We start from the raw sequence: 19,430 nt of genomic DNA on the forward strand, positions 1-19,430 counted from the left end.
TATTTTTCGCTTAGTTTCGTAAAAGTACTTTGGCAAGTTATCCGCCAAAAACCTTATCCTGTTTTTTCAAAGGCTGCAAAGATAAGGTTTCGCATCAATTAAAATTTATAAGTTAATAAAATAAGATTATTAAAAAAATAAGGGAAAATATAAAATCCTTTTCAACATTTTATCATTTAAATTATCTTTTATCTCGATCAACCATTACCTTTGCGTGATTTTTTATAATTAGTAAAGAAAATATATTCTAACAATGCAATTATCATCTCTTTTACAACGCTTTGCCGAGCCTGAAACATTGAAGATGGCTAAGCTGGGCCGTGAATTAAGGGCCAAAGGCATAGATGTAATCGATCTGAGTTTGGGTGAACCCGATTTTGACACCCCCGATCACATTAAACAGGCCGCTATTCAAGCGATTAACGACAACTGGAGCCACTATACCCCCGTTGCCGGATTTCTGGACCTGCGCGAAGCCGTATGTACTAAGTTAAAGAGAGATAACCAATTGGATTATAAACCTGAACAAATTATCGTTTCTACCGGTGCCAAACAAAGCCTGGCAAACGCAATTTTGGCTTTGGTAGATGAGGGCGACGAGGTGATTATTCCTACTCCTTATTGGGTAACCTACTCCGAATTGGTAAAAATTGCCCGCGGAAAAGTGGTGGAAATCAGAACCTCTTTGGAAAAAGGCTTTAAAACAACCGCAGAAGAGGTAGAAGCCGCTATTACCCCTAGGACGAAAATGTTCCTGTTTTCATCGCCTTGTAATCCTTCGGGTGCCGTTTACACCAAAGAGGAGCTGGCGACGTTGGTAGAAGTATTTAAAAAACATCCTAATATTATCATCGTGTCGGATGAGATTTACGAATACATTAATTATGTAGGTCCGCACGAAAGCATTGCTCAGTTTGAAGAAATCAAAGATCGTGTGGTAATAGTAAACGGACTGAGTAAAGGATTTGCCATGACTGGATGGCGTATCGGCTACACCGCTTCTACAGTGGAGATTGCCAAAGCGATGGAGAAAATTCAGGGACAGATTACAAGCGGTACTTGCTCTATTGCCCAAAAAGCTGGTGTGGTGGCGCTGACAGCCGATTTAAAGCCTACCCAAGAAATGACAGCCGAATTCACCCGCAGAAAAAATCGCGTACTGGAGCTGATTAGCGAAATCCCGGGAGTGAAATGTTCTAATCCCGACGGAGCGTTCTATATTTTCCCCGATATGAGTGCCTTCTACGGCAAATCTGATGGTGAAACATTGATTTCTGATTCGGCAGATTTGTGCATGTATTTGCTGAACACCGCTCATGTATCATCTGTAATGGGTGCTGCTTTCGGTGAGCCCAAATGTGTGCGCTTCTCCTTTGCAAATAGCCTAGCCAATATAGAGAAAGGATGGAGCCGCATCAAAGAAGCTTTAAGTAAGCTGAAATAATATTATTTATAAAGATATAGTTCATTAAAGCCCTGGCAACAGGGCTTTTTTATTGAGAACTGCTGCAAATTGATTAAAGTCAAGAGAATTTGAATATATTTGTGCAGAGGCTGTCGGGTACGCAGCTCTTAAAAAAAATCAAAATATATCAATGAGGTATTCATTTTTGTCTAAGTTATTACCTCTATTCCTTTTGCTCTCAATTTGTTTGTCAGGCTTCTCTTTTGCGCAGAAGGCACCTAACTATCCGGTATTGTCCATGTCTGATAGTAAGGAAAAGGTCGATTCCATATTGAACATTGTAGAGAACAATAGATACGATGTCAATCGTCAGATACTTTATAACGAAGCCTTTCGACTAGTAGAAAAGTTCACTTACAAAAGTGCAGAGCCTTTGCTCTATAATTCGTACGGCGTTTTCAAAAGAGATATGTCGCAGTACGACGATGCTATCCATTATCACAAAATAGCACTGGATCTAGCCAAATCTCATAACAACGTCAAGGAAGAAATTAAAGCCTATAACAATTTGGGAGTAGCCTATCGTCGTGTGGACGATTATAATATGGCACTCGATTATCTCACCAAAGCCTGGATGCTGGCCGAGAAAATGGGCGATAATTATAGCGTGACGATTGCGCTGAACAGTATTGGGAATATCCATGTGGTTCGGGAAGATTATCGCGCAGCCATTTACTATTTCAAACTGTGCATGCCCATTGCCGCCCGTGAAAACAATAAGCGCGGCCTGGCTATTAATTTGCAAAATATGGGTGAGTGTTATGAGCGGATGGGGATGATGGACTCCGCCAAGATTTATTATAAAAGGGCATTGGGATTTAATATCATTCGCAATGATGATAAGGGTATTGCTATCTGCTATAATAGTCTGGGTAATATTCTGATTCGGGAAGGGCAGATTGATAGAGGCTTAAACCTACTGAAAAAAGCACTCGACATCAATATCAAACTAGGTGATCAACTTTTTATTGCCAATAGCTATTCTAATCTGGGCAAAGCGTACTTTCTGAAAAAAGATTATCAAATGGCCCAGCAAATGTTCGATACCAGCCTGAACATTGCCAATACCATCCGCTCTGTAGTGGAAGCTAAGAACGCGTATGAGGGGCTTACTAAAACTGCTGCTGCAAGAGAAGACTGGAAAGCTGCATTTGAATACGGCTCCTTGTTTAAAGAGTTGTCCGATAGCATACTCTTAAAAAACAATCAATCGTTGCGCAATAAAGAATTTGCTTACCACCAGGAAAAAGTGGAAATGGCTCAAAAAGTGGATAGGAATAAGAATATTATCATGGTAGGTAGTCTTATTCTGTTCCTGTTGCTATTAATTACCGGGGTCTTATATTATTTGCGCCTCCGACTATTGGAAAGAAACCGCTCGCTGCAAAGAGAGCTGGAAATACGTGCGCAGATAGCATCCGACCTGCACGATGATATGGGCTCATCACTCAGTAGTATTCATATCTTCAGTGAATTGTTGCGTAAAAGCGGAGCGGGTTCGCACGACCTACTATCAAAAATTGAAGCTAATGCAAAAGACACACTCGAAGCTTTGGACGATATCATCTGGCTGGTAAAACCGAGTAATGACAAGTTCAGCAATTTGAGCACGCATATTAGCGAGTTTGCCATCCCATTGTTTGAATCGAAGAATATCAATTTCGAAATAGAATTTCCGGAGAATATTGCAGACATTCCTATTCCAATGGAAACCCGCCGAAATATTTTCCTAATCATTAAAGAATCGGTAAACAACCTGGTGAAGTATTCAGAATGCACAGAGGCTTCTATTAAGGCTTGGATCGATAATAATATACTTCGTTTTGTGGTGAAGGATAATGGCAAAGGCTTCAATCCCAATCAAGAAACTAACCGCAACGGCATCAAAAACCTAAGAGCACGTGCTAAACAAATTAATGCAGATATTGATATCAACTCAACACCAGGAAGAGGTACTGAGATTATACTTACCATTAATGCCAAAGATTTTATAAGTGTCAATGCAGCATCCTAATCTTTCTACACAATAATAATATCAGGATGAATACTTTTGAGATGTTCAACAAATTCTTTTTGCAGCTTGGGAGAGATGATAACGCAGCCATCATCTCCATATTCAATTATCAACCTATCTACGGAAAATCCCGGCCCGCTTAAAAGGTTACTTCTTTTTCGTGTTATTCTTTTGATACTCTCAATATCTATCTCCTCATAAAACAAAAACCCACTTTTGATAATCAGGCGATGTTCAAAAACCGTATAATGAGTGGTGCGAAATATATACAATACTACTGCGGTAAACACTAGAGTAATAATAACCAATGCCACACTTTTTTCGAGAGCGGCAAATACCAGTAAACAAATCAGCACTACGGTAAACAGCAGTTTGATAATTAGACTGGTTTTTGTTTTATAAACTATCATAGCGTATCATTTATTTAAAAATCGCTTAGCGTTTCTCTTACAGCATGCACATAATGTCCCCCAAATAAGATGGCATGCACCAGTAGAGGATATAATTGGGTATAGGCTACTCTTTTTCGCCAGTTAGGTTCTAGCGGATAATATTCATGATAAGCCTCATAAAATGCTCGCGGAAATCCGCCAAAGAGCAGCGTCATTCCCAAATCCATTTCTCTGTGGCCATAATACACGGCGGGATCATAAATAGCGGCGTACCCATCAGCAGTCACACAATAATTACCACTCCACAAATCTCCATGCAATAGCGCAGGGGCCTCTTCGGGGAAGATCTCGGATAAACGTTCACAAAATCGTTCGGCCTTTTTTACATCAGCCCCGGAAAAAGCCTCCTGATCTGCTAGTATTTTTACCAGTGGCAAAATTCGACATTGCGCATAAAAAGTATTCCATGAAGCATGCTGCGTATTTACTTGTGGTAAACTACCGATATAATTATCGGTTTCAAAGCCGAAATAAGGCTGTTGTAGTTGGTGCATGGCTGCCAGATTACGGCCAAAATGCAGGGCAAAATCTTTCCTAGGCTGACCCTGTTCTATCCACTCCAGAATCAAATACTGATCGGCATCCGACACCCCGTGTGCAATAACCCGGGGTACGGTAAATTGACTGTTATTTCTAAGTGCTTGCAATCCTTGAGCTTCCTTTGCAAACATTTCAGGGTATTTACGCGCATGGTTTATTTTCATAAAGTATTTGCCTGTTTGCGTATATACACAATAGGCATCGTTAATATCGCCTCCATGCACAGATTGCAGCTGCGATACGTCCAATTTTTGAGTTTCAAAAATCTTCCTAAAATTGTCTGATAATGTTGTTTTACCGAAAACCATATACCGTTTACCGTTTTTATAACTTTCTTTAAGCAAAAATGCGACCGTTTCGCCTATCTTGGAGGTTACAATACGCACATATGTGTATTAAAAGTAGAACTCAAAAGTACTTTGGATCATATATTTATGTAACTTAAGGAGGAATGGAAAACGCAAATATCAACGGATATATTTTAAAATACAAGCTGGGCGAGGGAGGAATGGCCGAAGTATGGTATGCCGAAAACATATTACAGAAGCCTGCAGCTGTAAAGGTGTTGTTGAAAAAATTTTGTGAAGAAAAGGAGATCGTTGCGCGTTTTGAGAATGAGGCCAAGCTGATGGTGAGATTGGACCATCCCCATATCCGGACGATAATGGATTATGGTATTCTCGGAGAAAGACCTTGTATGGTAATGGAATACCTGGAGGGTAAGGACGTAGCGCAACGACTCAAAGATGGAGAACGATTTTCCAATCAGCAATTGATAGAGTGGTGGAACGATTTGGTAGATGCTCTGCAATATACGCACCGCAAACATGTGATTCACCGGGATATTAAGCCTTCGAATTTATTTGTTACAGAAGAAGGAAAAATCAAATTGCTCGATTTCGGTGTGGCTAAAATCAAAGATAACATCACGGTAACACAAACGGGGTCGAGAATGGGTACCCTCATGTACATGAGCCCTGAACAGGTGTATGATGTTAAAAATCTAACCCCTAAAACCGATATTTATTCTTTAGCTGTTAGCTTTTATCAAATGGTGACTGGCCGGCCACCTTATCCGCATGAGAATGTTTCCGATTTTGAGATTCAGGAAAGTATTGTCAGAAAAAATATAGATACGGCCGTTTTGCCAGAGCCTTGGCGTAGTTTATTACCGGATTATTTTCACAAAAATCCAGAAGAAAGAAAAGAGCTTCGAAAAATTGGTAATGTAGCTGGTGGGGATGAGACTATTGTAATCAATCCATCACATAATAAGGAGCAATATGTAGTACCGCCTGTAGCGCCGTCTCCATATACCTATATTAGGCGCCAGAAAAGAAGATCTTCTATAGTAACATTTTTGCTGGTTACGTTTATTGTGGCACTGGTAATCTTTGCATTGAATAATATAATTACCGCCTATTTCAATGCGTTCAACTCACAGGCTAAAAATGAAACTCAAATAGAAACCGGTAAGAAAAAGAATATTCCTAAAACTCCAGTCATTATTCCCGAAGAACAGCCTGTCGATACCTACAATGATTTAAACGACACGATTATTTCTCAGGAAGAAGATGGTAGGGTAGATGAGATTATTATCAGTGTAGATCCTATTCAGAAAGAACAGGCTATTAAAAACATGATTGAAAATTATTACCGCAGTAGGAGTGATTGTGAGAATTTATCTCGCTTTTTCGACACTGAGGTAAAACAGTATTATAGTAAATCCAATGTTTCTATTAGCGAAATACAAAAAGAATGCGCCTCCTATCACGGCAAATGGCGGTTTACAGAAGCCGTGATTGATGATGCATCCTATGTATTCACGCATCACCCTCAACAGCAAAAAGTGTATGTAGATTTTAATATGTTGTATCGCATTAAGCAACGCGAAGAAGATGAGTGGATATTGTATAATATCGATGTATCCTTGGTGGTGGGGGAGAACAATAAAATAGAAAGAATTGTAGAACGTCGCATTGAGAAACTTTCATAAAGCAAGTACTATATGCTTAACAAGATTAAAAAATGGCTTTTCCCTGATGACGAAGAGTCTGAAATAAGGCTTACCAATCAGGCGCTGGTAGATCAGGTTGTAGCTTCTTTTAAGGAAACCATAGAACGAGAGTCTTTTAATAGGCGCATGATGTACGACTGTAGTTATTTGATTTTGATGCGCCCTGAGGATTATCGTCATGCAGAACTGCGTCTAGCAGGCATTACCGAAGGCATACTGGATGAGTTTTATGCATACATCAATCAAATGAAAAGTCAGTATCCTCGTTGCGAACCTTTGGCCAACTACTGGGATTTTCAGTACTGTCCGGCCGAAAAGGGTATTGATAACACTGAAATAGAACCGGGCACCGTACAGGTGATTAGTGCGCCTACTGCTGAAAAGTCCTGGACAGAGCTTTCTGCCGAGCAGATTAAAGTATCGGTAAGTACTAAACACTCCAAATACTCTAAATACGATCTTAATCCGAATACGTTTGCCAACATCGATATTCTCGCCAAAGGACATTTCAGAGTTAAGTTCAACAGAGAATTAATTTCTGCAGAACCGGCACCTACTATCAGCAATAATACTTCTCAATCCCTTAAAAAAGAGCGGTTGGCCACCATACAGTTTGTGCTTAATAAGCAGCGTTATAGTTTCCCCATGCGGGAGAAAATATTAAAAGTTACAAAAGCTATTGAGGGACTTACCACAACACCTACGTTGCTTTGTATTAACGAACCAACGGGTAGCTTACAGAAGGAACATTTTATGATTAAATACGAAGAAAGCGCTAGGCTATTTTATATTGCGCTTTTTGCAGATGCTTTTGTGAATGAGCAAAAGCTAGAATTAAGCCGTATCGGCGAAAACCCCGTATGGCATCCTTTAAAAAGCGAATCCTCTATTGTGTGTGGTATTTTTCAGCTAGATTTTAAAGCTGAGGTATAAAAGGTGATTGTTTGAAACGCTATCTATAAAAATATGATTTCATTATTGTTGATAGCATTTATTGTTTTAGTTTTTTATCTGCAAACAAAAAATAGAAAATGAGCAGCACTATTGTTTCGCATGTACAAACGGATATCGGCCGCAGACGTGAGCAGAACGAAGACAACTTTGTATGGCTAAGACATCTGTGGGGAAAGCCTTCTACCTTGTTAATAGGCGTAATTGATGGTGTGGGTGGATATGAAGGTGGAGAAGTAGCCGCTGCCATTGCGAAAAATACTATCGAGAGTTATCTGCAGCAACTTAGTTTCGGGGCACCGCTTCAGTTATTGAAAGAAGCCGTAATCAATGCAAATAATAATATCTATCAGAAACGCCAGTCAGGCGAATTGCCGCGTATGAGTTGTGTACTTACCGTGGCTATTCTGGATGCAGAAAAGGAAATGATGTATGTAGCACATGTAGGTGATACACGCGGTTATATCTTCCGCAAAGGCGAGCTCATCAAATTCACAAAGGATCATTCTATCGTTGGATTCAAAGAAGACAATGGCTATATCACGGAAGAAGAGGCTATGCAGCACCCACAACGTAATGAAATCAGCAAAATGCTAGGGGAGCAACTGCTGGATGCCAATGATAGTGAGGGTTATCTGGATGTATTTGAACATAGCTTTTTTCCCAACGATATTGTACTCTTATGCAGTGATGGTCTTACCGACCTAGTAACCCGAAAAGGCATTAGTCATATATTATCCGCTAACGCTGCAGATCTAGTGCACTGCGCTCAATTGCTGATTGACAAAGCGAATGAGTTGGGCGGCAAGGATAATATTACCGTAGGACTAGCTACTTACGAGGTAAAAGCTACTGGCAAAAAGAAAACATATAAAAGAACGATCGAGGTTCCAATATCAACAGAAGATATAGAACCTAGTGTTACCAATGTGCAACCTAAGCGTAAAAAAAAAGAGTGGTGGTGGTTACTCCCGGTAGTATTCCTAGTGGGATTCTTGGCAAACTGGACAGGAACAAGAAACCTGCTGTTCCCCGGAGCAAACGTAAAGCATGATACGATTTACGTAAAAGACACATTATCTACAGCAGATAGTTTACTTTTCAATGATACACTCATACAGGCCACAGATACTATATTTCGAGAGCGTTCTTCACAAAATTTATTAGATAACTAAGATGCCTAGCAAAAAGCATACAGCGTTTTATTCAAGAAGCACCGAGCGCTTATTACTGGGAGTCGTTACCCTGATTCTCTCGGTAATGGCACTTTCCTATTATTCCAACATCAAAGGTGCATTGAAAGAAGCTACTGATGGATATGCAGATGGTTCTGTAATTCATTTATCTTACCCGATAAATGAAGAGAAGCTTAAAAAAGCATTACTCAAGGGAGGATATTTTTCGGATGAACGTTATGTGAATTTTATCAACAAACAATTAAAACATAAAATAGACGAGCGAGGAGCTCTCCCCAACTTGGGTGCATTAAATAAAAATCCTTATCTGGTATCGGCGATAGCTTTTGCTCAAACCGGAACCGAGGAAGGAAAATTACGGTTCCTTAATTCCATCGCTCATCTGGGAATGGATTCGGCTTTGTATTATAGCGAACTAAACAACCCTACACCATACCCTACAGAAGTAGCCATTAGCAATGAACAGGGAGTAAGTATTTCCGGCCATGTGTCACTTACTGGTGTTGATACAGTAAGCCATAAAGGTATTTTAGTAAAGCTGGAGCGTATTTATCCTCAAGTATATTTCGACACGTTGTCCTATCAGTCCCCCATACAAACAGTGTTTTATGCCCGTACGGATGAAAAAGGGAATTATAAATTTACGCATTTAGATCCCACCGGCAACTATAGTGTAATAGCCATAAAACCCGGATTTGAGTTTGGACCATCACAAGGAACCGCATCCATTAAAAAAGACCGTATTTATAATTTCACTGGCAAGCATCATACAATGCGGCTACTGGATCGTGTAGCATACAAGCAGATTAAGGAAGACAAAATCTTTACTGTACGTACCCCTGAGACATTTAAAAAACAATTCTTCAGCTATTTGGCTTTATTCGTAGCAGCTTTTTGGGTGTTGCATGTAGTACTATACTTGCGTAAATATCGTAGCGATGAGTTTATATTACCTTTAATAAAATTTATATTAGGAATTGGCATTATTGTACTGTACAGCATTCAGGATCCATTAAGAGACGAGATGCACGGCTCTGGAATGGCTGCCTGTGCAGCAGCGGTGCTGTTGTTTTTTGCGGTGCTAGCTATTTTTATAAAAAACAACCCCTTCAATCGTTTTTATCATTCCCGCTGGTTCGACCCCTTGCATTATCTATATGCTTCGTTAGGCAAAGAATATGCGACTTTAAAAGCTCCGCGTGGGTATACTTGGCTATTTGCTGCCATCGGACTCATGCTGCTCTTACTTATATTCGGAACCGGACCTGAAGGAAGTGGTGTAAAAGTAAACTTGTTTGGACTTCAGGTGACTGAGCTTTCGAAGTATTTAATGGTGATCTTTTTTGCGGCTTACTTTACAGCGAACGAAGGCTATTTCAAAAACATCCCCGACAATCGATGGCTGACAAAGCATAACCTGCTCATGTTTGCCTTGTTCCTTTTCCTGCTCCTTATTTATGCGGTATTAGGAGATCTGGGACCGGCCATTGTACTTTGTCTTACCTTTTTATTTTTTTACGCTTTTGCCAAAGGAGAATTTGCGTACCTCATCGCTGCAGTTTGTGGCTTCGGAATAGTATTATGGATAGCGGCAAGATTCTTTAATACAGAAAACATTAATGTATTGCCTTGGATTGCACTGGCAGCATGCATCGGAACCTTTTTATATGCCTATCGTAAGAAAAAGCATGAGTCTGTTTTCTTTGTTACATTAATCATGGCTTCGTTTATACTACTGGCCACACTACCATTTCATTTTACACAGCGGCTGGCAGACCGTAATAGCATGTTTGCTAATATTTGGGAAAATGAACTGGTAGGGGGCGATCAGGTAGCACACGGTGTTTGGGCGTTAAACTCTGGTGGATTTTTAGGGCAGGGATTGGGTAAAGGTTTTTCCAATGTAATGCCTGCCTATCATACCGACATGATTCTGCAGAGCATAGGCGAGGAGTTGGGTATTGTAGCGCTTATAGCTATTTTTATTGCGTTCGGATTATTGGTATACCGTTGTATCCTTGCTGCACGTCGAACAGGTAAACCCTTTATGTTTTATGTAATGGCTGGAATAGCCATTGCAACTATGTTACAATTGATCATCATCACAGCAGGCACGTTGGGGCTACTACCACTTACGGGAATATCTGTACCTTTCCTAAGTAAAGGCAATGCGGGGCTGATGGTTACTCTAATTGCTTTTTTGGGTGTGCTCATCATGTCGCACGAAAGAGGGGATAAGCTGGAAATGGAGTACGTTAAGAAGCATTTTGATAATGTAAATGCTTACGCCGTGCTCACCTTCTTCACTACCATGCTGATTTTCATCGGAACACTAATTTGGTATCAAATCAAGTCCGATACCTATATCACCAAACCCGCGCTGGTGCTTAACAAGCAGGGTAGTTGGCAGTTTAGCTACAATCCCCGCATCGGCATTATGTTACGCGAAATTAAGCCCGGTAATATTTATGATAAAAACGGTGTACTGTTAGCAACATCCGACAAAGAACAGCTTCGAAAGCATAAGCAAAAATTATTCATCGCAGGAGCTGATCCTACATGGTATCAGCAACAATTGAACCGTAATCAAAAAAGGTATTATCCTTTCGGTGCAGACTTACTATTTTGGTTGGGCGATTATAACAAAGAAATTGCACGTGAGGAAAGCGCGGGTTATGCAGCTGAGTTTCGTCATTTTACAGCTTTACGCGGATTTGAGGTAACCTATACTATAATAAAGAAAACATCGTATCGCTATAAGGAGAACAAGTTCTTGGAACCTACAGTGAAGGAAAGTGAGCTGGCATTGTATGATTATCGTGCGCTAGCCTCATTTATCAAAGCTGGTAAAAACAGCAAATTGGTAGATATCCAAAATAAAAAAGAAAAAGACATATGGTTATCATTAGACGTAACCCTTAATCACGCGATTAATCAAATTATTCAAAGTCAGGCCCCTTTCAAAAATTTCAGAACATCTGTTATAGCATTGAACGCAAAAACAGGCGACGTACTGGCTTCGGCCATAAATCCAGCGCCTTCTTACAAGGATTTGAAGTTAATCGGGGCCATTGATGCAGAAGATTATAGAAATATTTATAAACAGATTTTTAATGACCGTATAGTTGTTCCACAGGACTTAGGAATTACGTATACATCCCGTCCCGGCTCCGTGGTGAAAATTATTGACGCCTATGCAGCCATCAATCAATATGGATTAAATGCTGTAAACTTCAGCTTTTTTGTGTATCCTTCTGAAGTCATCCGCTCCAATGAGCCTTCTAATGAAAACGTAGACATGCGTAAGGCCATCGTGAAGTCGAGCAATGTTTATTTTATTAAATTAATTAATGAAAAAAAACTGGAAGCCTCTTTGTTTAATATGTATGATTTGCTGGGTATGAATATTCATAATCGGGGAGGATTTAATTTCAAACGTCCCGCAGATTATGACAGCGAAAAATATTTTAAAGAATGGAATGCTTTTACAAGCATTGGTAAGAATATTTATAATACCCAAAACAAGCATCTAATCAATACCCGAAAAAGGCTGCACTCTCATTACTCAGACCTAGCATGGGGGCAAGGAGAGTTGATGGCTACCCCATTGCATATCGCAAAGATGACTGCAGCCATAGCAAATAAAGATTCGTTACAACCTGCGCGTTTTCTTTATAAGGCCTGGAATCAACCCATGACTAAAGACCCCGCTATTAGTATTACAAAGCATAAAGGGGCTTATACTTATATTTCATCCTTTATGAAAGAGCAATCAGCGGCAACAGCTAGTCTAACGGGTTTGGATGTTAGGGGTAAGACAGGTAGTCCGGAGCGAGATAAAATTATTAATCAAAATGGCAAAACCGTGCGAAAGCGGGTAACCGATGCATGGTACACCTTCTATGTACCGTCTCCGAAGCTAGGAGCACCTATTGCTTTTGCAATACGAATTGAAGAAATAGGTAATTCGGAACACGCCAAAGAGCTGGCCGTGCATATTTTGAAAAGATTAAAAAATGCAGGATACCTTTAATAGGATGCATTAATTCTTAAATTCTAGAACAATGACCAATTGGTTTAAAAAGAAATTTCAGCAATTATCTAATATGCTCAATGGCAATGATGATTTTGTCGATAGTGGGGAAGGCGCACCACCTCATGAAGCTCCTTTGGAGAACATCGAAGAGCTTAAAGAAATTGCTATGGGCGCCATCGTAAACAGCATAAAAATGCTGGGGCATAGCAATGTAAAAATATCTAGTATTATCTTTCATTCAGCCTTTGCCGATAATGCTATTGAAAACATAAGCCTTCAGGCTTTAATTCAAGATGCTGAATTCACCAATCATATTAAGCGCGCTTTTAAGGCTAGAGGTATACAATACGCAGAAGACCTACATATAAAGTTAATTGCTCAATCGGCTCATGTCAATCAGGTAACAAAAATCACCAAGGGACTAGGCGTAGAAGTATTGACACCTACCGAGGTGATGAAGCATATCAAAGCTCGGATTGTGGCCACAGAAGGTATCACTTGGGAGCCCGAATACATTCTCGAGCCAACGGGAAAAACTTACCTGATCGGTAGATGTAAAGATCCGAAAATAGAGAATGGCCCCAAAATCCACAATGATATTGCCTTTATCGGTATTGAAGAAGTAGATGAAGAAAAGTATAAAATCAATAGTTATGTAAGTCGCTCACACGCCAGTATCACTTTTGATCAAGAAGAAGGGGCGTACAAGCTGTATCGCTCACGTTTTTTGAACAACCCTTCTCATAAAATTAAAGTATACAACACTTCTTTGAATGATTTTTCAGGAGTGAGTGTGAACCATCCTGCTGTACCTCATGTACTGCGGGACGGTGATTCGATTTGTTTCAATGATAAGGTAGTACTGGAATTTCATTTAATCAATCAGTAAGGATTATGCGTGAACTGGTTTCTTCATACGATATACTTAAGGTATTGGGCCATGGCGGTTTTTCAGCCGTATTTAAAGCCCGTAGAAAGACCGATCAAAAGATTGTGGCATTAAAACAATTGGATATTACCATAGAAAACGAATCTCAGAAAGAGTATAAAGATTTTAAGGAGGAAGTGGATATCCTGAAAAAGTTGGATCATCCCAACATTGTGAAGGTATATGGTGAGTACATCCTCGATCATAAGCCTTCACTGGAGATGGAATATATCGAAGGGGAAACACTTGAAACACTTTTAAAACAAGAAAAATATTTCTCTATCGATGAAACGCTGAGCATTATTGAGCAGATTGCCGATGCATTAAACTATTGCCATCATTATTATCTGCGGGGTGATGCAAAGCATACGGACTCTGTTATTCTCAAGCGAAATGTTGTTATCCATAACGACATCAATCCTAAAAATATTCTTCGCACCACTAACGCTGATGGAAGCTATCGCTATGTACTCATCGATTTTGGGCTTTCATTTACCGACCCGGACGCTGTACGACATAGTAAAAAAGAGGAAGGGATGGCCGAATATAAGGCTCCTGAAAAATGGACAGGAGCTATCGTAGATACACCTTCCGATATCTACAGCTTTGGAATTGTTATTTATGAATTGCTGACAGGATCTGTTCCTTTTCCGGTAAAGGATTACAAGCAATATCGGGATATGCTATTACTGGAGGAAAAGCATAAAACAGCCGCCATCCCCGATATCTGTGAACAACGCATGCACGCGATTCGCGAAAAAGAAGGAATGGATGCTGATACAACCGTAGAGTGTGATATTCCCGAATGGCTCGAGTTATTGGTACAAAAATGTTTGGAAAAAAATCCACAAAACCGCTTTAAAACGGGACGCGAGTTAAGTAAGTTTTATTACGATGCTTTGGAAGGCAATATAGAGATTCCAAAGACACCTAAATCGATTGAACCGGTTATTGATATAGACCCCGACGCGCCGAGTCCTACGCCACTATCTCAGGCTTATCTGGAAGTAGTGCCCAATTTTCTCACAGGCGCACAACATTATTTTATTGAAAAAGAGTTAACCACTATCGGTCGCTGGCACGATAGTGCTGTCACACCCCTTGCTGATTTCGCCATTAAAACAGCTGATAAGTTTATTTCAAAAAATCATTGTCAAATTATACGCGAGCGCAATAATGCATCGGGAACTGATATTTACTATCTAACAGATACAGTGCCCAGCAAGAACGGAACATTTTATAATACCGATAAAAATACCAGTAGACTGGAACCTCATAACCGGGTAGTACTAAAGGAAGGTGATTTTTTCTGGATTGGCAATACGCAAATAATTTTTCACACAGGAAGAGAATAGTTGGCAATATTATTTGTTCTTATTATAAATAGGGAGCGCTATTAAGCTGAGGGCACCGAAAATCAGCACCGCACCGGTTTGTAAAAACCACAAAATCCAACCTAAGGCTAGTCCCATACCGTTATTCAGTTGATAAAGCAACATGGTTTTTTGTACCAAAAAAGCATACGCACCTATACCTCCAGGCGTAGCAATCATACCCAGACTCCCCGCACATAAGACGGTGATAGCTTCTTTCCATCCAAACCCACTGGTTTCCTGAAGCATCAAAAAGCCTGTATATACACAAAGTGTATATAACGACCACAACGCAATGGTTAACAATACAAAGGTCCAAGGCCTTTTTAGATTTTTAATAGTGATAAATCCCTGCCAGACGTGCAGTCCTATCTTCTTCGTAGCATTTAATAAATCCTTGAGGCTCCTTTTGGTCATCCGCATCCAAATGCCTCCCACTATCAGTAGCACAATCAGTCCACCTATAAAATACCATAATATACTACCGGATTCCTGTTTTTCGGCCGACCCGGCAAAAAATGTCTGTATGATACTATCATAAAGATATGGTTGAGATATCATTGCTAAACCTAACAAAATCAGAAGGCTGATAGCATCAACCATGCGTTCTAAAATTACAGTGCCCAATAATTTATCAAACGGGATTTTTTCATAGCGTGTGAGGGTGCTGCATCGTAGTACTTCACCCAGTCGGGGTACGGCTTGATTGGCTAAATATCCCACCATCACCGCAAAGAAGGTATTGGCTCGAGAAGGGGTATATCCCATAGGCTCCATCAGCAGTCGCCAACGCAAGGCTCGAACCCAGTGGCTAAGTATAAGCACAGTGAGGCCAGGAAAGATGTACCCATAATTACCTTTCTGTAGAGATTGGGTAATTTCTTGTCTATCAGAGGCAGTCAAATCTTTTAATGACCACCATATCAAAAAAATACCTAACCCGAGAAAAAGACAGTATTGCAGAATAGTCTTAAGTCGCTTCGTCATTAATGATGGGGTTATAATCGGTTACCGGGCTTGGGAAAAATGACTGTGGGCTTATGCTTTTTGGCTTCTTCGAAATCCATCATCGCATAGGAAATGATTACCACAATATCGCCGACCATACCTTTTCGGGCAGCAGGTCCATTTAGGCAAATAGCGCCGCTGCCACGTTTCCCTTTAATCACATAGGTTTCGAGGCGCTCACCATTATTGATATTAACCACTTGTACTTTCTCATTTTCAATAATACCAGCAGCATCCATCAAATCCTCGTCGATGGTGATACTCCCCATATAATCCAAGTTAGCTTCAGTAAGGGTAACGCGATGAATCTTGGATTTTAAAACTTCTATTTGCATAGCTGCGCAAAGGTAATTATTTGAGTTATTAACTAATCTATTATAACGATTCTTGAAGCAAATTGTTTTAACGAGCTGTTAGGAACTAGTATTTCTCTACATGAAAGTTTGTCGTAAATTCGCATAGCATCTAGCAAGATTTGTTTACAAGTTTTTAATTATGAAGAAGTATCTATTGTCGGTAGGGTTTGTTTTGGTATCGATGTTGGCGATAGCCCAGAGTGGAAAACTAGTGGCTGAAAAATCGGGTAAAGGGGCCGTAATTATTCATGAAGTACAACCTAAAGAGGGGCTTTATTCCTTAAGTCGCATCTACGGCGTAAAAGTATCGGAAATTGCCGCAGCCAATGGTTTTGATGTAAATAAAAGCTTGGCAATAGGTCAAAAGGTGAAAATTCCGCTTACTGCGAATAATCTTTCTCAGAAAAAAGGGAAAACCCCGGTTTATTATACCATTTCAGATGGAGAAAATTTAACTAGTATTAGCAATCGTTTTAATAAAGTTCCTATCAAAGAGTTAAAAAGCTGGAACAAACTGGGAAGTGATGTGGCGCCTAAAGGCAAAGAAATTATTGTAGGATATTTTACAGGAAATGTTCCTGCAGGAGGTAAGCAGCAAAGTGATACAGAAACCGCTAAATCATCTAAATCCAATCCTACACAGGTGGCTGTGATAACCGGTACTAATATTAACATCCGTAAAGGGCCTTCTACCGATCAGCCGGTTGTGGGTACTGCACAGAAAGATGATAGAGTAACCGTTCTCAAAAGAGTGAATGATGAATGGACTTCCATTCGTACGGGTGATGGCGTGGAAGGATATATCGCTTCACAATTTTTGCAGCTCGAAAACGACAAAGAAACGGCTAAAACCACTGTTCAGAAAACAGCCGCTATCAAAACAGCCAAAATTGTAGGTTCTAGTGTAAATGTGCGAAAAGGACCTGCAAGAGATCAGGAAGTATTGACCGTGGCTAATGAAGGAGAATCCGTGGAAATACTTAAAGAAATTGATAAAGACTGGACCTGGATACGTACCAAGGATGGTGTAGAAGGATTTATGGCTTCTCAGTTTCTGAAACCTGAAGCCGCTCCTAAAGGAGCTATTGCCAAGACCGAGACGAAAAAATCCGCCCCAGTTAAAACAGGGAAAGTTTACGGTACCAATGTAAATATTCGTAAGGGCCCCTCAACCAGTCAGGAAGTAGTGGCTATCGCACAAGAAAATGATGAGATTGAAATCCTTAAAGAGGTTAATAAAGAATGGACCTCCATTCGCACTAAAGATGGCATAGAAGGATATATCGCCTCACAATTCTTGAAGCCCAGAGAAACTCAGCCCGAACCTCAGAAAGTAGAGCAAAAGGCCAAAGCTTATGCTACCAATATCAATGTACGTAAAGGGCCATCCACTAGCCAAGATGTTATTGGCCTAGTGAGAGCAGATGAAGAGGTTGTTTACGTACGTAAGGTGGATGATGAATGGTCAGAAATCAGAATGACCGACGGTACTCATGGATTTGTGGCAACTCGTTTTCTTTCTTTCGATGGTCAACCTTCTGCAGCTGCCATAGAAGCGGAAGAATTGGCTAAAGCTCAGGAAGCACAGGAGAGAGCATTGGCGGCAGCGCAAACCAAAGAAGAGGTGAAAGAAAGCGTGCAGGAAGTAGCGGCTAGCGCTTTACGGGTTGTAGATGAGACCGGTTATTTCAAGGAAGATTTTGAAAAATACAAAAATCCAAATTTGATATCGGAACAATTAGTTGCCTCCGGAATTTTTAAAACCGACAGAGGCTGGAGCGATGGTAAATATTATCTGCTCATGGATAATGCGGCTCCCGGTACTGTGGTGAAGCTCATCAATCCGGAGAATAATAAGTTTGTATATGCAAAAGTGCTGGGGAAGATGAAGGGAGTACAATACAGCGAAGGATATGATATTCGGATTAGTGAAGCGGCAGCTAGTAAATTAGGAACGGGAAATATGGATAAATTCAATGTTAGAGTAGCTTATTAGAGTGTTATAACAAGCACACGACGCTGAATTATAAAACATATTAAATTTCAAATAGGGGCTATTATATAGCCCCTAATTTATTTATTAAAACGATATCCTCTCAGAAAATCTTCTACCTTCATTCTTTTCTTACCTTCTAGCTGTATTTCCAACAATTCTAGGAATCCATCGGCACATATCAAGTGTAGATAATTTTTGCCATCGGTATGAAAAGTGCCGGGCTCCTTATCATGTGGTGCGACTTGCTTGGCACATTTATACACTTTTAATTTTTTATTATCCAATAGGGTAAATGCTCCGGGATAAGGTGATAATCCTCGCACAAGATTATATACTTTTGTTACGGTTTTTCGAGCATCAATCACGCAGGTTTCGGTAAAAATTTTAGGAGCATGGTGCAATAGAGTTCCTTGAGGGACTTCCTGAGGTTTTTCTTCCAAAATGCCATCTGCCAGCCCTTTCACGGTTTTCACCAACAATGCTGCACCTATATGCATCATTCTGTCATGAACGGTACCGGCGGTATCTTCTTCGCTAATAGGGAAACGCTCCTGCAATAGAATATTTCCGGTATCAATTTCATGCTTTAATTTAAAAGTAGTAACACCGGTTTCTTTTTCTCCGTTGATAATAGCCCAGTTTATAGGAGCGGCTCCCCGATATTGCGGTAGTAAAGAACCATGAAGGTTAATGGTACCCATAGGGGGCATATTCCATACTACTTCGGGAAGCATTCTGAAGGCCACACAAATCTGTAAATCAGCCTGCAGGCTCTTTAATGTATCTAAAAACTCAGGAGCTTTCAGTTTTTCAGGCTGTAAAACTGTTAAATTATTTTGTAACGCATATTTTTTTACGGCACTTTGCTGCAATTCCATGCCTCTGCCGGCAGGCTTATCCGGTGCGGTAACAACCGCTACAATATTGCATCCCTCTTTAACCAAGGCATCCAGGCTTGCTACAGCAAACTCCGGCGTACCCATAAATACAATTCTAAGCTTTGTTAAATTACTACTGCTCATGGGTGCGAATATCGCATGGTTTTTTGATAATAACGCATAAAAACACTTACCTTCGATATATAAAACAAACACACTG

Annotated in this window: 14 protein-coding genes; 9 read left to right on the plus strand and 5 right to left on the minus strand. The window is 40.2% G+C overall.

The window, feature by feature from the left end:
* Nucleotides 1-253: 253 nt before the first annotated feature.
* Together PIECOFPK_RS09670 and PIECOFPK_RS09675 are read left to right on the plus strand one after the other, a co-directional pair.
* A complete protein-coding gene (locus PIECOFPK_RS09670) occupies nt 254-1,444 on the plus strand; it encodes a pyridoxal phosphate-dependent aminotransferase (RefSeq protein WP_409965736.1) in 1,191 nt (396 codons plus the stop codon).
* Nucleotides 1,445-1,595: 151 nt separating this feature from the next.
* Nucleotides 1,596-3,479 (plus strand): tetratricopeptide repeat protein, encoded by a 1,884-nt coding sequence (locus PIECOFPK_RS09675; protein ID WP_409965737.1) that lies wholly within the window; start codon nt 1,596-1,598, stop codon nt 3,477-3,479.
* Between the two features lie 5 nt (nt 3,480-3,484).
* Here PIECOFPK_RS09675 and PIECOFPK_RS09680 read toward each other — a convergent pair whose 3' ends face one another.
* Entirely contained in the window at nt 3,485-3,889 is a 405-nt protein-coding gene (locus tag PIECOFPK_RS09680) for a PH domain-containing protein (RefSeq protein WP_330975286.1), read from the minus strand.
* A 14-nt stretch (nt 3,890-3,903) separates the two neighbouring features.
* Nucleotides 3,904-4,857 carry a fructosamine kinase family protein gene (locus tag PIECOFPK_RS09685; RefSeq protein WP_409965738.1) on the minus strand — a complete coding sequence of 318 codons (954 nt, stop codon included), beginning with the start codon at nt 4,855-4,857 and terminating at the stop codon, nt 3,904-3,906.
* 65 nt (nt 4,858-4,922) lie between these two features.
* Here PIECOFPK_RS09685 and PIECOFPK_RS09690 point away from each other — a divergent pair, with 65 nt between their 5' ends.
* From PIECOFPK_RS09690 to PIECOFPK_RS09715, 6 genes are all read left to right on the plus strand, one after another.
* Entirely contained in the window at nt 4,923-6,467 is a 1,545-nt protein-coding gene (locus PIECOFPK_RS09690) for a serine/threonine-protein kinase (RefSeq protein ID WP_409965739.1), read from the plus strand.
* Between the two features lie 12 nt (nt 6,468-6,479).
* On the plus strand, nt 6,480-7,421 hold the full coding sequence (locus PIECOFPK_RS09695) for a hypothetical protein (RefSeq protein ID WP_330975289.1): 942 nt from the start codon (nt 6,480-6,482) through the stop codon (nt 7,419-7,421).
* A 98-nt stretch (nt 7,422-7,519) separates the two neighbouring features.
* Complete coding sequence (locus PIECOFPK_RS09700; RefSeq protein WP_409965740.1) at nt 7,520-8,614, plus strand: PP2C family protein-serine/threonine phosphatase; 1,095 nt, start codon at nt 7,520-7,522, stop codon at nt 8,612-8,614.
* Between the two features lies 1 nt (nt 8,615).
* On the plus strand, nt 8,616-12,668 hold the full coding sequence (locus tag PIECOFPK_RS09705; RefSeq protein ID WP_409965741.1) for an FtsW/RodA/SpoVE family cell cycle protein: 4,053 nt from the start codon (nt 8,616-8,618) through the stop codon (nt 12,666-12,668).
* Nucleotides 12,669-12,699: 31 nt separating this feature from the next.
* Nucleotides 12,700-13,560 (plus strand): hypothetical protein, encoded by an 861-nt coding sequence (locus PIECOFPK_RS09710; RefSeq protein ID WP_330975292.1) that lies wholly within the window; start codon nt 12,700-12,702, stop codon nt 13,558-13,560.
* 5 nt (nt 13,561-13,565) lie between these two features.
* On the plus strand, nt 13,566-14,954 hold the full coding sequence (locus PIECOFPK_RS09715) for an FHA domain-containing serine/threonine-protein kinase (protein ID WP_330975293.1): 1,389 nt from the start codon (nt 13,566-13,568) through the stop codon (nt 14,952-14,954).
* Nucleotides 14,955-14,963: 9 nt separating this feature from the next.
* On the opposite strand, the gene PIECOFPK_RS09720 is transcribed toward PIECOFPK_RS09715, so the two are convergent.
* Both PIECOFPK_RS09720 and panD read right to left on the minus strand, forming a co-directional pair.
* Entirely contained in the window at nt 14,964-15,959 is a 996-nt protein-coding gene (locus PIECOFPK_RS09720) for a lysylphosphatidylglycerol synthase transmembrane domain-containing protein (RefSeq protein WP_409965742.1), read from the minus strand.
* An 11-nt stretch (nt 15,960-15,970) separates the two neighbouring features.
* Complete coding sequence (panD, locus tag PIECOFPK_RS09725) at nt 15,971-16,315, minus strand: aspartate 1-decarboxylase (RefSeq protein ID WP_330975295.1); 345 nt, start codon at nt 16,313-16,315, stop codon at nt 15,971-15,973.
* A 160-nt stretch (nt 16,316-16,475) separates the two neighbouring features.
* Between panD and PIECOFPK_RS09730 the strand changes: the two genes are divergently transcribed.
* Nucleotides 16,476-18,332: an SH3 domain-containing protein gene (locus PIECOFPK_RS09730; RefSeq protein WP_409965743.1), complete on the plus strand. Its 1,857-nt coding sequence runs from the start codon at nt 16,476-16,478 to the stop codon at nt 18,330-18,332.
* Nucleotides 18,333-18,409: 77 nt separating this feature from the next.
* On the opposite strand, the gene fmt is transcribed toward PIECOFPK_RS09730, so the two are convergent.
* Nucleotides 18,410-19,354, minus strand: a complete 945-nt coding sequence (gene fmt, locus PIECOFPK_RS09735) for a methionyl-tRNA formyltransferase (protein WP_409965744.1) — start codon at nt 19,352-19,354, stop codon at nt 18,410-18,412.
* Nucleotides 19,355-19,430 lie beyond the last annotated feature (76 nt).

The organism is Chitinophagaceae bacterium C216 (assembly GCA_028485475.2).
GTDB classification, from domain to species: domain Bacteria; phylum Bacteroidota; class Bacteroidia; order Chitinophagales; family Chitinophagaceae; genus Niabella; species Niabella composti.